Here is a 15163-nt window from a genome sequence, read left to right on the forward strand (position 1 = left end):
CATGGCCAAAGAGCTCCTCATCGATCCCGCCGAGACACGGCGCCCCGGCAGCATCGCCATCGCCCCGATCGAGGTCAACGCCTATGTTCCCGACGTGCGGCGGGAGGAGGCGATCCACGGAGCCGGGGCCCTGCGCCGCATCGGTCGCGACATGATCCTCGTGCGTGAGTTCGAACTCATGCTCAACGCGATCAAGCGCGAGGGCGCCTACTCCGGTGTGTCGTACACGCACGCCGGTCCTGCCCATCTGTCGATCGGGCAGGAGGCCGCGGCCGTCGGCCAGGCGTTCACCCTCGGCGCCGTCGACAAGGTGTTCGGCAGCCACCGCAGCCACGGCGAGGTGATAGCGAAGGGCCTCTCGGCGATCTCGAAGGCCGAGCCGAGAGAGCTCGACGACGCTCTGCGCTCGTGGTCGGACGGCGCGATCTGGGACGCCGTTGAGAAGGCGATGCCCTCATCGGACGACGAGCAGCGGGCGATCAACTACCTCATGTACGGGATGGCCGCGGAGACCTTCGGTCGTCGGACGGGGTTCAACCGGGGTCTGGGCGGCAGCATGCACGCCTTCTTCCCGCCCCTGGGCATCTATCCCAATAACGCGATCGTCGGAGGTTCCGCGCCCCTGGCCACGGGGGCCGCGCTGTACAACCGACTGCGCGTCCAGGAAGGCATCGTCGTCGCGAGCATCGGTGACGCGTCGACGGGCACGGGACCCGTCTGGGAGTCGTTCAACTTCGCAGGCATGGCGCAGTTCACGGGGCTCATGGACGACGCGCACCGAGGCGGCCTGCCCGTCGTCTTCTTCATCGTCAACAACTTCTACGGCATGGGCGGACAGACGATCGGCGAGACGATGGCCTTCGACCGACTCGCGCGGATCGGCGCGGGGGTCAACCGGCACAGCATGCACGCGCGCACGATCGATGGGAACGACCCGCTCGCCGTGATCGATGCCATGACTTACGCGCGAGAGATCCTCGACAGCGGCGAGGGGCCCGTCCTCATCGACTGCCAGACGTACCGGCAGTCCGGTCACTCGCCCAGCGACGCCTCGTCGTATCGGACGAAGGACGAAGTCGACAAGTGGTCGGCGATCGACCCTATTCGCACCTACTTCGACAGGATGGTCGACGGTGGCGTCTTTTCGGCAGCCCTGCATGACGACTACAAGGACTGGGCTGAGCAGGTCGTCCGATCCTCGCTCGAAGCGGCCATCGATCCGGAGCTGTCACCCCGCCTGCGCCTGCGAGACGACCCCGCGGTCATGGCGGGCATCACGTTCAACAGCACCACCGTGAACGGAACGGATCTGCCACCCGGTGAGATCCTGGTGGACCTGGACGGCCTTCCCCAGCGGAAGGCGATCAGTCGCAAGGCCCGTTCGGGGCGATCCGAGGGACGCGTGCTCAGCGGCGCGAAGGCTGTCACTTTCCGCGACGCGCTGTTCGAGTCGATCTCGTCTGCCGTTGCGGCGGATGACCGGATCACACTGTGGGGTGAGGAGAATCGCGACTGGGGCGGCTCGTTCGGTGTCTACCGCGGTCTGACCGAACTCCTCCCGCGTCACCGCCTCTTCAACTCGCCGATCTCCGAGGCTGTGATCGTCGGTGCAGGCGTCGGTTACGCGCTGAGTGGCGGGCGGCCCCTTGTCGAGCTCATGTACGCAGACTTCATCGGGCGCGCGGGCGACGAGCTGTTCAACCAGATGGCCAAATGGCAGGCGATGTCCGGCGGACTCGTCCAGATACCCATGGTTCTGCGGGTCTCGGTCGGCGCCAAGTACGGTGCGCAGCATTCGCAGGACTGGAGCTCGATGGTTGCGGGCGTGCCGGGGCTCAAGGTCGTCTTCCCCGCCACGGCACAGGATGCGAAGGGACTGCTCACGAGCGCGTTGCGCGGCAACGACCCCGTCGTTTTCTTCGAGAGCCAGCGACTGTACGACCTTCCGGAGACGGTCTATGCCGAGGGCGTCCCTGCAGGCGACTACGAAACGCCGATCGGGGTGCCCCGCGTGGCGCGAAAGGGTTCCGACCTCACGGTGCTGACCGTCGGTGCGGCTCTCTACCGCGCGCTCGAGGCTGCCGACATGCTCGAGGAGCAGCACGGCATGAGCGTCGAAGTGATCGACGCGCGCTCGCTCGTGCCGTTCGAGTACGAGCTGCTGCTCGAGTCGGTGGCCAAGACGGGCCGGCTCGTCTGCGTGTCCGACGCGAGTCTTCGGGGGAGCTGGTGCAACACCGTCGCCGCCAAGGTCTCGGAAGAGGCATTCGACGACCTCGATGCCCCCGTCGTGGTGCTGGGTGCGCGCAACTGGATCGCGCCGCCGGCAGAGCTCGAGTGGGAGTACTTCGTGACGGCGGCGGACATCCTCGATGCGGTGCACGAGCGCATCGTGCCGCTCGCGGGGCACGTCGTGCAGCCCGGGCCCGGAGCGGACGGCACGCTCGACGAGTCGGCCCGGGGCATCTGACGTGCGGTTCTTCATCGACAGCGCGGATCGCGGGGCTGTGGGCGAACTGCTCGCAACGGGCCTGTTCGCCGGCGTCACGACGAATCCGGCGATTCTGGCCCGTGCGGGTCTTGGCGCTCGCGATGTGCCGGACTTCGTCGCATGGGCGCTCGATCAGGGTGCGCTCAGCGTCTTCGCCCAGGCCTGGGGCGACTCGGCCGCCGCGCTGGAGGACCGCGGTGAAAGCCTGCGTGCGCTGTCTGACAGGGTCGTGGTCAAGGTCCCGTACTCGCTGCATGGACTCGTCGCGGCACGACGACTCTCGTGCGGCGGGGATGTGCTCGTCACGGCGCTCCACAGCGGGGCGCAGGCGACTGCGGTGGCCACGACGGATGCCGCATACCTGGCGCTGTTCGTGGCGCGCATCGATGCCGTGGGCCGCGACGGGATCGACGAGACGATCGCGGCGCACCGTGCGCTGCGCGCCGTCGGGGCGCCCACGCGGGTCATGGCGGGCAGTCTTCGCACGCCGGACCAGGTGCTCAGCCTGGCCGCCGCGGGGGTTGGCGATGTCACGATGGGGCCCGCCGTATGGGCAGCGTTCTTCGACGACCCGCACACGAACAAGGCCGTGCACGATTTCGAGCGGCTCGCGGCAGAAGCGGCCTGACTCGCGGCAGAGCGCGGCGAACGCATCGATACACTCGACCAGACAGCGCTGTACCCAGTTCGCTCGGAGGACGTCTTGGCATCGAATCGCCCGATGGGTCCTGGTTCGTCGTCCCTGCTCGAGGCGGCGTTGATCGCCCGACGCTACTACCTCGACGGCAAGCAGAAGAACGAGATCGCGCAAGAACTGGGCATCTCGCGGTTCAAGGTCGCGCGCCTGCTCGATGATGCGAGGGATGCGGGGATCGTCGACATCCGCATCACGGTTCCCACCGACGTCGACCTCGAGCTCGGCGAGCAGCTGGCGTCCGAGTATGGCCTGCGCCGTGCAATCGTCGTGCGCACGGCGCCCGACGACGCGGCGATGGCTGCGGGAATAGGCCAAGCCGGCGCCGATCACCTCTCGGGCCTGCTCACCGCCGACGACATCCTCGGTCTCGCGTGGGGGCGCAGCCTCACCGCGATGGCCGAGTCTCTGCAGGCCCGGTCCGGAGCAGACGTCGTGCAGATGGTCGGCGGCCTGCGGGCGGGCGGGCGGGCGATCAGCGGCGTCGAGCTTGCCCGGCGGGTGGCGGAGCGCACCGGTGGTGTCGCCTATCCGCTGAACGCGCCGCTCGTCGTGGGCTCGGCTGAGATGTCGCGCGAGCTGCTCGCCGACAGTGCGCTCGCCGAGACGCGCGAACGCTTCTCTCGCCTGACGGTATGCGCATTCGGCGTCGGCTCGTGGGACCCGCCGCACTCTGCACTCCTCGACGAGCTTCCGAGCGACGCACGCGCCGAGCTGAGACGCGCGGGCGCGGTCGCCGACATGTGCGGCATCCCGATCGACGCGGAAGGACATCCCGTCGACGTGGATGCCGCGCGTCGCGTCGTCGGCGTGCAGCTCGATGAGCTGCGGCGCGTGCCCGAGGTCGTGGTCCTCGCCGGCGGCGAGTCGCGCGCTGCCGCGATCGCGGCGGCCCTGCGCACGGGTGTCGTGACGACGCTCGTGACGGATACGGGAGCGGCGTCCTTGCTCATCTGAGCGTCTACTTGACATTTGAGCACGCGGTCGAAAGTATTGGCCAACGCGCGGGCAACGGTTGCTCGATGCGCGACGGGAGTGCTGATGTCTAGCGCGTGGCTTGGAATCGATCTCGGTACATCGAGCACCAAGTGCGTCATCATCGACGAGCGAGGCGACCTTCTCGCGTCGTCGCAGCGCAGCTATCCGATTCAGCGCCCGCACGCCGGGTGGGCGGAGCAGGACCCGCAGTCGTGGTGGGCGGCGGTCGTCGCCGCGGTCATCGCGGTCCTGCGCGAGACCCCTCAGGGCGTCCGACTGCAGGGCATCGGGCTGGCGGGGCAGATGCACGGCCTCGTGCTCGTCGACGCGGCGGGGCGCCCCGTGCGGCCCGCCATCATCTGGTCCGACGGACGATCGGGCGACGACGTCGACCGGTGGCGTGACGAGATCGGCGACGACGAGGTGGAGCGGCTCTCGGGATTCCGCAGTGCCACAGGCATGGCCGGACTCAGCCTGTCCTGGCTGTCGCGCCACGATCCGCGCGCGATCGAGTCCGCCCGGTACGCGATGCAGCCCAAGGACTACATCAGGCTCCGCCTCACGGGTGAAGCCGGCGTCGAGCTCTCGGATGCGGGAGCCTCCCTGCTTTTCGATCTCGATGCCGCCCGCCCCTCCCGCACTCTTCTCGAGGCCGCGGGGCTTCCCCTTGCGAAGGTGCCGCCGCTGCGGTCGACGCTGGGCCCTGCCGGCGCCGTGACGGCCGCCGCAGCGGCCGAGACGGGTCTCCCCGAGGGAACCGTCGTCGCCGGTGGCGGCGGCGACCAGGCCATGGCGGCGCTCGCGCTGGGAATCGACTCTCCGGGTCGGGCGGCGGTGACGCTCAGTTCGGGGGGCACGGTTCTCGTGCCGACGACGGGGCCCGTGCCGCGGGGCTACCACCGGCTGGCCGCCGCTGACGGAACGCTCGCGATGGGCGTGGTGCTCGCGGCGGGGCTCAGCACTGCCTGGCTCGCCGAGACGACGGGCCGCGATCAGCAGACGCTGCTCGAGGCGGCGGCGACTGCCCGCATGGACCGTCTGCGCGCCGTCGCAGACTTGGGCGGCACCCGCACACCACGAGCGGATGCCGCGCCGCAGGGCCGCTTCGAAGGACTCGGATTCCACCACACTCCGGAGCACCTCATGCGTGCTGTCGTCGAAGGCGTCGCGACGTCTCTCGCGGACTCCCTCGCGCAGTTGAGCGGGGGCGGCCGCGTTCCCGCCGACACCACGGTCGTCCTCTCCGGCGGCGGGTCCCGCTACGCAGTGTGGCGTCAGGCCGTCGCTGATGCTGCGGGCGTTCCCGTCGTGGTCAGCTCTGATCTCGAGCACCCCGCCATCGGCGCGGCCCTCGCGGGCGCGGCAGCGAGCGACGGCGAGATCTCCTTCGACGCGCGCCATCGAGTGCAGTCGATCGTGGAACCCGATTCGGAGGCGGTCGAGCGACTCGCATCCGGCGGGCAAACAGAGCATCCGGCATCGGCCGGCGAGAGGGGGAACCCGGCGTGAGCAGTTCCGATCATGTTGTGCTGAAAGTCGCAGGCGTCACGAAGCACTATGGACACGTCCAGGCGCTTCGCGGCGTCGATTTCGAGATTCGAAGCGGAGAAGTCGTCGGACTCGTCGGCGACAACGGCGCCGGCAAATCCACGCTCGTCGGCGTTCTTTCGGGGGCTTCGGCACCCACCTCCGGCACCGTCGAGTTCGAGGGCGAGAGCATCGCGGTCGCAGGTCCGTCACACGCCCGCGACCTCGGCATCGAGACCGTGTATCAGGACCTCGCGCTCGCTCTCGACGTTCCGATCTGGGCCAACCTGTTCCTGGGTCGTGAGCGCCGTGCGCGCGGGCTGCTCGGATGGCTCGGATGGCTCGACCGGCGCGGCATGATCGCCGAGGCGGAACAAGAGCTCCTCGAGACACGCATCCGCATCGGATCGGTGCGAGCGCGTACGTCGGCGCTTTCGGGCGGGCAGCGGCAGGCCATCGCGGTCGCGCGCGCCGTCTCGCAGGGCTCGCGGCTGGTGCTCATGGACGAGCCCACTGCGGCGCTGGGCGTCGAGCAGCAGCACCGCGTCGGCGAGCTCGTCCGCTCGGTGGCGGATCGAGGCGTACCGGTGCTCCTGATCAGCCACAACCTGCCGCAGGTGCAGCAGCTGTGCGATCGAGTCCTGGTCATGTATCGGGGCCGGATCGTCGCTGATCTCGACCCGAAGTCGACATCCATCGAGACGATGATCGCCTGGATCACGGGAGCGGCATTGGAGAGGCAGCAATGAGCAAGACTTCGTCGTACGCGGGGGAGACCACCACGATCGACACGCCGGTCTCCGCATCCGAACGTGCCCGTACGCCGCTCGCGCGAATCGGTGCGTTCCTGGGCAAGGGCGACGGCGACGTCGCGCGTGTCCTGATCCTGGTGTTGATCGTCGTGATCATCGGGGTCGTTGCTCCGAGCTTCATCACGCAGGCGAGCTGGCTGGCCCTGTCGCAGACGACCACTCTGGTGGCCCTGCTCGCGATCGGTCAGACGTTCGTCATCATCACGGGAGGCATCGACCTCTCGGTGGGGGCGGTCATGGCCTGCTCCGCTGTCATCGGGTCGACCGTCATGCGCGGGATGTACGCGGACGGAGCGGACATCACGCTCACGGTCCTCACGGGGCTCGGCACGATGCTCGCCGTCGGCATCGTCGCCGGCCTGATCAACGGCCTCGTGATCACGAAACTCAAGATCACCCCGTTCATCGTGACTCTCGGGATGCTGAGTGTCGCGACCGGGACGATGAACCTCATCAGCGGTGGGGCAGAGGTCATCGGGCTTCCCCCCGTGCTCGGAACCATCGGCAACAAGGCGATCGGCGGCTGGGTCACGATCCCGGTCATCGTGACGATCGTCGCGGCGGTGATCGCGGTGCTCGTGCTCAACCGGACGCGCTTTGGCCTGCGGTCCTTCGTCATCGGAAGCAACCCGGGTGCCGCACGCCGTTCCGGCATCAACGTCGACGGTCACCTCATTCGGATCTACATCGTGTCCGGCGTGTTCGCGGCCATCGCGGGGTTCCTGCTCACGAGCCGATTCGTGAGCGCCAGCCCGATGGCGGCCCAGGGGATGGAGCTGCTCTCGATCGCGGCGGCCGTCATCGGTGGTGCGAGCCTCGTCGGCGGACGCGGCTCGGTCATCGGGACCATCGTCGGCGCGCTCATCATGTCCTCGCTCCAGATCGGCTTGATCATCGCCGGCGTGCAGTCGTTCTGGCAGACCATCGCGATCGGCATCATCACGGTTGCGGCCGTCTTCGGTGACCAACTGCGCATCAAGTACTCGGGCGAACGCTCGTGACTCACTCCGGTACCAGGAGAAGGAGCGATGAGGCTCCGGAAAGGAAGAAGATGCACACACAGCTCTCGACATTCAGGAAGGCCGGCATCGCCGTCACGGCGGTGGCACTGCTGGCGATCACCGGATGCGCCTCCGGGGGAGACCCGGATCCAGGCGCCGACGGAGACACCGGCACGAGCGAGTCCTATCGCATCGCGCTCGTCCCCGGCATGACGACGCACTCCGCGTATCAGACGATGCACTGCGGAGCGCTGGAGGCCGCCGAGGAGCTCGGTGTCGAGGTCGACTTCCAGGGCGCCAACGCCTGGGATCCGGCTCAGCAGCTCCCCGTTGTGCAGGCCATGCTCGCGACGTCACCGGACGCACTGCTCATCGTTCCCGCCGACTCGTCGGCGCTGCGGCCCGCAGTCGACCAGTTCCTTGCGGCGGACATCCCGGTCATCTCGATCGACACGGGCTTCGAGGATACGTCGGGCCTGTCGGCCGTCATCACCTCGGACAACCTCCAGGGCGGCGGCGCTGCGGCTGAGGCCCTCGGTGAAGCGATCGGCGGGCAGGGCACCGTGGCGATCATCTCCGGTGTGCCCGGAGCCACGACCGACGTCGATCGCGTCGACGGCTTCCGCGCCGTGATGGAGGAGAAGTTCCCGGACGTCACGGTCCTGGAGCCGGAGTTCTCGCGGTCGGTCGTTGCGACGGCAGAGAGCCAGGTCCAGGCGCTCATGCTCGCTCACCCCGACCTCACCGGAGTGTTCGGCGTCAACGGCAACTCGGCGACGGGCGCGGCGAACGCCGTGGTCAACGCGGGCCGTCAGGGTGAGATCGTCGTGGCCGGCTACGACGCCGAGCCCGGGACCGTGGAGCAGCTCCGCGCCGGCAACATCAACATCCTCGTCGTCCAGGACTTCATCCAGGAGGGACGCCTCGGTGTCGAGTACGCCTACGCGCAGCTGACCGGCGACACGGCATCGATCGAGTCGCCGAAGGTGCTCGAGAACATCATCGCGACGACGGAGAACGCTGACGACCCGGAGATCTCGAAGTACTTCTACATCGAGAGCTGCCTCTGATCGTCTGCCGTGGGGCGGGCGCACGCTCGCCCCACGGCAAACCCTCGACTCGACCGTCGAGGTCGTCCGGGCCCCGATCACCGACGCGTCCCACGCAGCGGCGCGGAGAACATAGCATCGGAGGCGAACGGCTTCACGAGGCCATCGCGGATGCACGACCAGACAGGACCACCAGACATGACTTCACACGAACTCGCGGCTGCGAGAGACCGTGGTCAGATCACTCGCAGCGTCCTCGGCGGCGAACCGGACGACACGACGCTGCGACGGTATCTGCACGGCCTCCCGGGGGTCGACGCGGTGGGCCTCGAGCAGCGCGCCGCAGCGCTCGGCACCCGCTCGATCAAGACGTCCTCGAAGGCGTGGGCGCTCGACAAGATCATCCAGCTCATCGACCTCACGACGCTCGAGGGTGCCGACACCCCGGGCAAAGTGCGCTCGCTGGTCGCGAAGGCCCTGAATCCGGATGCCTCGGATCCCACCTGCCCGCGCGTCGCCGCGGTCTGCGTCTACGGCGACATGGTGCCCGACGCCGTCGCAGCCCTCGGCGCGGCTCACGGTGACCCCGACGACGGCGGCGTGAGCGTCGCGGCCGTCGCGACGGCGTTCCCGTCGGGACGGGCGTCGTTGGCGATCAAGCTCGCGGACACCGCCGAGGCAGTCGCGAACGGCGCCGACGAGATCGACATGGTCATCGACCGCGGTGCGTTCCTCTCGGGGCGGTACGGCCTCGTCTTCGACCAGATCGCGCAGGTCAAGCAGGCATGCCGCCGCGAGGACGGCACCTACGCCTCGCTGAAGGTCATCCTCGAGACGGGTGAGCTCAACACCTACGACAACATCAAACGCGCGTCGTGGCTCGCGATCCTCGCGGGCGGAGACTTCATCAAGACCTCGACGGGCAAGGTGCAGCCTGCGGCGACGCTGCCGACGACGCTCCTCATGCTCGAGGTCGTCCGAGACTGGCACCGGGCGACGGGCGAGAAGATCGGCGTGAAGCCTGCCGGGGGCATCCGCACCTCGAAGGACGCCATCAAGTACCTCGTGACGGTCGCCGAGACGGTGGGCGAGGAGTGGCTGCAGCCGCACCTGTTCCGCTACGGGGCCTCCAGCCTGCTCAATGATGTGCTGCTGCAGCGTCAGAAGCTCCGGACCGGTCACTACTCCGGCGCCGACTACGTGACGATCGACTGATGGGTGCCGCACGGGCGGTCCCTGAGCCTGCCGAAGGGCAGCAGCTGGGAGAGAAGATGACATTCCTCGATTACGCACCCGCGCCGGAGTCTCGCGCGGTGCTGAACCTGCGCGACAGCTACGGGCTCTTCATCGACGGAGATTTCCGGGACGGCTCGGGGGAGTCGTTCGCGACGATCTCACCCGCCGACGAATCGCACATCGCGACGATCGCCTCGGCGTCGGAAGCCGACGTGGATGCCGCGGTCGCGGCCGCCCGCCGCGCGTATGACAAGACGTGGTCGAAGATGAGCGGACGCGACCGCGGCAAGTACCTCTTCCGCATCGCCCGCCTCGTGCAGGAGCGCGCGCGCGAGCTCGCCGTGGCCGAGAGCCTCGACAACGGCAAGCCCATCAAAGAGAGTCGCGACGTCGACGTGCCGCTGGTCGCCGCCTGGTTCTTCTACTACGCGGGCTGGGCCGACAAGCTCGATCACACGGGACTCGGCGCCAAGCCCCAGGCACTCGGGGTCGCCGGTCAGGTCGTGCCGTGGAACTTTCCGCTGCTCATGCTGGCGTGGAAGATCGCGCCCGCCCTCGCGGCGGGCAACACCGTCGTCATCAAGCCCGCAGAGACGACCCCCCTCTCGGCGCTGATCTTCGCCGAGATCCTGCAGCAGGCGGATCTGCCGCCCGGTGTGGTCAATATCGTGACGGGGGCCGGAGCGACCGGTGCGGCACTGGTGCGGCATCCCGATGTCAACAAAGTCGCGTTCACGGGCTCGACGGCCGTCGGGCGCGAGATCGCGAAGGCCGTCGCCGGCACCGACAAGAAGCTCACGCTCGAACTCGGCGGCAAAGCGGCGAACATCGTGTTCGACGACGCCCCCGTCGATCAGGCGATCGAGGGCATCGTCAACGGCATCTTCTTCAATCAGGGCCACGTCTGCTGCGCCGGCAGCCGCCTGCTCGTCCAGGAGTCGATCCATGACGAGGTGGTCGACCGTCTCAAGGCGCGCGTGTCGACGCTTCGCCTCGGCGACCCCCTCGACAAGAACACCGACATCGGAGCGATCAACTCGCGCGCGCAGCTCGACCGCATCCACGAGCTCAGCCGGATCGGCGAAGACGAGGGCGCCGTCCGCTGGAGCCCCGACTGCGACATCCCCGACAGCGGGTTCTGGTTCGCCCCGACGATCTTCACCAATGTGCAGGCCTCGCACCGCATCGCCCGTGACGAGATCTTCGGGCCGGTGCTGTCGGTGCTCACTTTCCGCACGCCCGCCGAGGCGATCGAGAAGGCGAACAACACCCCTTACGGCCTGTCTGCCGGCATCTGGAGCGACAAGGGGTCGCGCATCCTCGCCGTCGCCGACCGGCTGCGCGCGGGGGTGGTGTGGGCGAACACGTTCAACCGATTCGACCCATCCTCGCCGTTCGGCGGATACAAGGAATCCGGCTACGGCCGCGAGGGCGGCCGACACGGCCTCCTCGCCTACCTGAAGGGGGGCGTCAAGTGAGCAAGCGACTGACCGTGCCGAAGACGTACAAGCTCTACATCGGCGGAAAGTTCCCGCGCAGCGAATCCGGACGCACCTACGAAGTGGCATCCCCCAAGGGGGCCTTCCTCGCGAACGCGTCGCTCGCTTCGCGCAAGGATGCCCGCGACGCCGTCACCGCCGCGCGTGGCGCGGTGAAGGGCTGGTCCGGGGCGACGCCCTACAACCGGGGACAGGTGCTGTACCGCGTCGCGGAGATCCTCGAGGGGCGCCGCGGGCAGTTCGCCGACGAGATCGTCGCCCAGACGGGCGCGTCGACGAACGCCGCGCTCGCCGAGGTCGATGAGGCGATCGACCGCTGGGTCTGGTACGCCGGGTGGTGCGACAAGTTCGCTCAGGTCGCCGGCAACGGCAACCCCGTCGCGGGGCCGTACTTCAACATCTCGGTGCCCGAGCCGACGGGCGTGGTCGGGGTCATCGCGCCACAGGACACCGCCCTTCTCGGCCTCGTCTCGGCGATCGCGCCGGCACTCGTGACGGGCAACGCCGTCGTCGTGGTCGCTTCGGAGCGCTTCCCGCTGTCGGCGATCTCGCTCGCCGAGGTGCTCGCGACCTCGGACGTGCCCGCGGGCGTCGTCAACGTGCTGACCGGCTCCCCGGCCGAGATCGCACCGTGGCTCGCGTCGCACCCCGACGTGCACGGCCTCGACCTCGTGGGCGCGGGCGACATCGACTGGGTCGACCTGCAGATAGCGGCCGCCGAGACGCTGACGCGCGTGCTCCCTCCCGAGAACGGGCCGGATGCCGCGGGGCCTTCGCTCGCCCGCATGTCGGCCTTCACCGAGATCAAGACGGTCTGGCACACGAAGTCGCTGGTCTGACCGCCGGCGGCTCACGTCGCTCGGCGACGCTCCGGCTCAGGTCAGGAGCCGCCGTTCGTCGGCCGTCCGTCGATGTCGAGGCCGCCCCAGTGCCCCGGCACGTCGAGTTCGCCGTAGCGTACATCGATGCCGCCGGCGCCGGCCGACGCGATGCAGGCGAGCAGCGAGAGGGTCGGGTAGCCGAGCGGGCGATTGTCGCGGATGATCGCGCGGTCGTCGGTGCTCTCGAGCCGCGTCGACTCTTCGAGGACGGCGAGCCACGGATGCCACCACGCGGCGTCGTCGTCGGGTTCGGCGGCGCGGAAAGCGTCGAGCCAGTGGGCGATGCGCGGTGTCGTCGGGTCGTCGACGTCATCGTGCGCGATCATGTGCGTGCCCGGGGCGAGTGTCGTCGTGCGCAGCCGATCGCCGTCCCACGATGACACCCGGGCGCTCTGCGCGTCGACCTCGACGAGGTTGAATCCGTGCGTCGCGGGCGACCCCGCGGGGGAGCGCCCCGCGACCGAGTCCAACACGATGCCGCCGCGCGAGACGAGCTCGGACTCCGGCCGGGTGGACACATCGACGCGGTTGAGCAGCACGGCGAGCCGTCGCGTGTCGGAGTCGGCGGCGAGCCACGCGCCGCCCGCGCGGACGTCGCGCACGCCGATGACGCCCTCGTGCGGCTCGGGCCACCAGCGCCCGAGCGGGTTCCACGGGCGCGCGGGGTCCTCGTCGCGGATCGCGAGCAGCCGGATGGCCTCACTCGCCGTCTCGGGAACGCGGATGACGACGGTGCACATGCGGTCTCCTGTCTCGTCGGGCGCGGTCGTGCCAAGATCGGATGATGTTCGTCGTGGTCGGAGTCACCGGTGGGATCGCCGCCTACAAGTCGGTGCACCTCGTGCGCCTCCTGGTTCTGGAGGGACACGACGTGCACGTCGTGCCGACGGCCGATGCCGTGCGGTTCGTCGGCTTGCCGACCTGGGAGTCGATCAGCCGCAACCCCGTGACGACCTCTGTCCACGACGATGTCGCCCGCGTGCGTCACGTGTCGCTCGGCCAGTCGGCCGATCTCGTCATCGTGGCGCCTGCGACGGCGAACAGCCTCGCGAAGATGGCCACGGGACTCGCGGACGATCTCCTCGGGACGACCCTACTCGCCACGACGGCACCCGTCGTCGTCGCGCCCGCCATGCACACCGAGATGTGGCGGCATCCCGCAACGGCCGCCAACATCGAGACGCTGCTCAGCCGGGGCGTCACGATCGTGGGTCCCGACGACGGCGCGCTCACGGGCGGCGACAGCGGCCCGGGGCGGATGTCGGATCCCGAAGTCATCGTCGCCGCGGCGCTCGCCGCAGTGGCGCCGAGCACGCGCGACCTCGCCGGCTGGCGCGTCGCCGTGAGCACGGGCGGCACGCGTGAGCCGATCGATCCCGTGCGTTTCCTCGGCAATCGCTCGAGCGGCCGGCAGGGCGCCGCGGTCGCCCTGGCCGCCGCCGACCGCGGCGCCGACGTCGATCTCGTCGCAGCCCACGTCGATGACGGCGTACTGGCGGCGGCATCCGCTCATCCGCGCGTGCGGATCGTGCGCGTCGGAACGGCGGGCGAGTTGCACGAAGCCATGGAATCCGCCGCTGAGATCGCGGACGTCGTCGTCATGGCGGCCGCCGTCTCGGATTACCGCGTCGCCCACGTCTCAGCGCGGAAGCTCGCGAAGGAAGACGCCGCCGGAGGGCTGACCCTCGAGCTCGTCGAGAACGCCGACATCCTCGCGGGGCTCGTCCGCGCTCGCCGCCTCGGTCAGACCATCGTCGGCTTCGCCGCCGAGACACCTGCCGAGGGCGAGTCGCTCGTCGACCGGGGACGCCGCAAGGCTGCGCGCAAGGGCGTGGACCTGCTCGTCGTCAACGAAGTGGGCTGGGCGAAGGGCTTCGAGGCCGAAAGCAACGAGGTCGTGGTGCTGGATGCCGCAGGGCGCATCGCCGCCCGCGCAGACGGGACGAAACGGGCTGTCGCCGACGCCCTGTGGGACGCCGTCCGCGACGCTCGCGAAAAACAATAACGAAAGGGTAACGGAGGGGTTAGGGTTGGTCCCACGGCGTCGACGACGACGCCGTGGAAGGACACCCGATGCCCGTCGACACCGTCACCGCCCGTCAGGGCGACCGGATGCAGGCGCTCGCGGTGGTCGGTGTCCTCACGGTCGTGAGCATCCTGATCGCACTCGTCGGGGCGACGCCCGCGCGGGTGGGGACGAGCGAACTGCTCGGCGACCCGCGCACCCCCGGTGAGGCCGCGTTCATCGCGAGTCACCGCGGCGGTGGGGCGACGGCCCCCGAGAACACGCTTCCCGCGATCTCGGCGGCCCTCGCCGCCGGCTTCGACTACGTCGAGGTCGACGTCGCCCTGACGCTCGACGGCCACGCCGTGCTGATGCACGATGCCACGGTCGATCGCACGACCGACGGGCAGGGCCGGGTCGACGCCCTGACGCTCGCGCAGATTCGCGCACTCGACGCCGGGGCGTGGTTCCATCCGGACTACGCCGGCACGCGAGTGCCGACCGTCGCGGAGTTCCTCGACGTGCTCGCCGGGACCGAGCAGCGGGCGCTCGTCGAGTTGAAGGGGGAGTGGGATGCGGCATCCCTCGCGCGTGTCGTCGACGAACTGGAAGCGCGCGACCTCGAACGCCGGGTGGCGCTGTCGAGCTTCGACGCCCGCACGCTCGCGCTCGCCGCGGACGCCTCCGATCTGGCGCCGCGGATGCTCATCCTGCGCCATCTTCCGCCCGATGCCGTGCGGGCGGCCGCCGATGCCGGAGCGCGCGGCATCGTCGTGAGCCGCAGTGCCGTGCTGGAGCGACCCGGCATCGTCGACGAGGCGCACGCCGCGGGCCTTCGCGTCGTCGTCTACACGCTCAATTCCGACAGGCACTGGGGTGAAGTCACGGCGCTGGGGGTCGACGGCATCGTGACCGATGATCCCGGCACGCTATCCGAGTGGCAGCAGGCGGTCGCGCGCGGGAGGTAGGGTCGGGGCGTCGCATCCGCTC

Annotated in this window: 13 protein-coding genes; 12 read left to right on the forward strand and 1 reads right to left on the reverse strand. The window is 69.3% G+C overall.

Annotation, left to right across the window (positions count from 1 at the left end; genetic code table 11):
• The first annotated feature begins 1 nt into the window (after position 1).
• From AC25YV_RS02250 to AC25YV_RS02295, 10 genes are all read left to right on the forward strand, one after another.
• Positions 2 to 2470, forward strand: a complete 2469-nt coding sequence (locus tag AC25YV_RS02250; RefSeq protein ID WP_488122191.1) for an alpha-ketoacid dehydrogenase subunit alpha/beta — start codon at positions 2 to 4, stop codon at positions 2468 to 2470.
• 1 nt (position 2471) lies between these two features.
• Complete coding sequence (locus AC25YV_RS02255) at positions 2472 to 3119, forward strand: transaldolase family protein (protein ID WP_488122192.1); 648 nt, start codon at positions 2472 to 2474, stop codon at positions 3117 to 3119.
• Between the two features lie 93 nt (positions 3120 to 3212).
• A complete protein-coding gene (locus AC25YV_RS02260) occupies positions 3213 to 4142 on the forward strand; it encodes a sugar-binding transcriptional regulator (RefSeq protein ID WP_488122193.1) in 930 nt (309 codons plus the stop codon).
• 84 nt (positions 4143 to 4226) lie between these two features.
• Positions 4227 to 5672 (forward strand): xylulokinase, encoded by a 1446-nt coding sequence (locus AC25YV_RS02265; protein ID WP_488122194.1) that lies wholly within the window; start codon positions 4227 to 4229, stop codon positions 5670 to 5672.
• Entirely contained in the window at positions 5669 to 6439 is a 771-nt protein-coding gene (locus tag AC25YV_RS02270) for an ATP-binding cassette domain-containing protein (protein ID WP_488122195.1), read from the forward strand. Before AC25YV_RS02265 ends, AC25YV_RS02270 begins: the two co-directional genes overlap by 4 nt.
• Positions 6436 to 7503, forward strand: coding sequence for an ABC transporter permease (locus AC25YV_RS02275; RefSeq protein WP_488122196.1), 1068 nt, complete (start codon positions 6436 to 6438; stop codon positions 7501 to 7503). Before AC25YV_RS02270 ends, AC25YV_RS02275 begins: the two co-directional genes overlap by 4 nt.
• Positions 7504 to 7553: 50 nt before the next feature.
• A complete protein-coding gene (locus AC25YV_RS02280; protein ID WP_488122197.1) occupies positions 7554 to 8573 on the forward strand; it encodes an ABC transporter substrate-binding protein in 1020 nt (339 codons plus the stop codon).
• A 177-nt stretch (positions 8574 to 8750) separates the two neighbouring features.
• Positions 8751 to 9767, forward strand: a complete 1017-nt coding sequence (gene deoC / locus AC25YV_RS02285) for a deoxyribose-phosphate aldolase (RefSeq protein ID WP_488122198.1) — start codon at positions 8751 to 8753, stop codon at positions 9765 to 9767.
• Between the two features lie 56 nt (positions 9768 to 9823).
• Positions 9824 to 11266, forward strand: a complete 1443-nt coding sequence (locus AC25YV_RS02290) for an aldehyde dehydrogenase family protein (protein WP_488122302.1) — start codon at positions 9824 to 9826, stop codon at positions 11264 to 11266.
• Positions 11263 to 12126 (forward strand): aldehyde dehydrogenase family protein, encoded by an 864-nt coding sequence (locus tag AC25YV_RS02295; RefSeq protein WP_488122199.1) that lies wholly within the window; start codon positions 11263 to 11265, stop codon positions 12124 to 12126. Before AC25YV_RS02290 ends, AC25YV_RS02295 begins: the two co-directional genes overlap by 4 nt.
• Before the next feature lie 41 nt (positions 12127 to 12167).
• Here the strand turns inward: AC25YV_RS02295 and AC25YV_RS02300 are convergent, their stop codons facing one another.
• Complete coding sequence (locus AC25YV_RS02300; protein WP_488122200.1) at positions 12168 to 12908, reverse strand: NRDE family protein; 741 nt, start codon at positions 12906 to 12908, stop codon at positions 12168 to 12170.
• Positions 12909 to 12952: 44 nt separating this feature from the next.
• Here AC25YV_RS02300 and coaBC point away from each other — a divergent pair, with 44 nt between their 5' ends.
• Both coaBC and AC25YV_RS02310 read left to right on the forward strand, forming a co-directional pair.
• Positions 12953 to 14173 (forward strand): bifunctional phosphopantothenoylcysteine decarboxylase/phosphopantothenate--cysteine ligase CoaBC, encoded by a 1221-nt coding sequence (gene coaBC / locus AC25YV_RS02305; RefSeq protein ID WP_488122201.1) that lies wholly within the window; start codon positions 12953 to 12955, stop codon positions 14171 to 14173.
• Positions 14174 to 14241: 68 nt separating this feature from the next.
• Positions 14242 to 15141: a glycerophosphodiester phosphodiesterase gene (locus tag AC25YV_RS02310; protein WP_488122202.1), complete on the forward strand. Its 900-nt coding sequence runs from the start codon at positions 14242 to 14244 to the stop codon at positions 15139 to 15141.
• Positions 15142 to 15163 lie beyond the last annotated feature (22 nt).

The organism is Microbacterium sp. Y832, from assembly GCF_057669765.1.

Coding starts and splice junctions, on each gene's coding strand:
- AC25YV_RS02250 (WP_488122191.1), top strand. CDS start 2: ATGGCCAAAGAGCTCCTCATCGATCCCGCCGAGACACGGCGCCCCGGC.
- AC25YV_RS02260 (WP_488122193.1), top strand. CDS start 3,213: ATGGGTCCTGGTTCGTCGTCCCTGCTCGAGGCGGCGTTGATCGCCCGA.
- AC25YV_RS02265 (WP_488122194.1), top strand. CDS start 4,227: ATGTCTAGCGCGTGGCTTGGAATCGATCTCGGTACATCGAGCACCAAG.
- AC25YV_RS02275 (WP_488122196.1), top strand. CDS start 6,436: ATGAGCAAGACTTCGTCGTACGCGGGGGAGACCACCACGATCGACACG.
- AC25YV_RS02280 (WP_488122197.1), top strand. CDS start 7,554: ATGCACACACAGCTCTCGACATTCAGGAAGGCCGGCATCGCCGTCACG.
- deoC (WP_488122198.1), top strand. CDS start 8,751: ATGACTTCACACGAACTCGCGGCTGCGAGAGACCGTGGTCAGATCACT.
- AC25YV_RS02290 (WP_488122302.1), top strand. CDS start 9,824: ATGACATTCCTCGATTACGCACCCGCGCCGGAGTCTCGCGCGGTGCTG.
- AC25YV_RS02300 (WP_488122200.1), bottom strand. CDS start 12,908: ATGTGCACCGTCGTCATCCGCGTTCCCGAGACGGCGAGTGAGGCCATC.
- coaBC (WP_488122201.1), top strand. CDS start 12,953: ATGTTCGTCGTGGTCGGAGTCACCGGTGGGATCGCCGCCTACAAGTCG.
- AC25YV_RS02310 (WP_488122202.1), top strand. CDS start 14,242: ATGCCCGTCGACACCGTCACCGCCCGTCAGGGCGACCGGATGCAGGCG.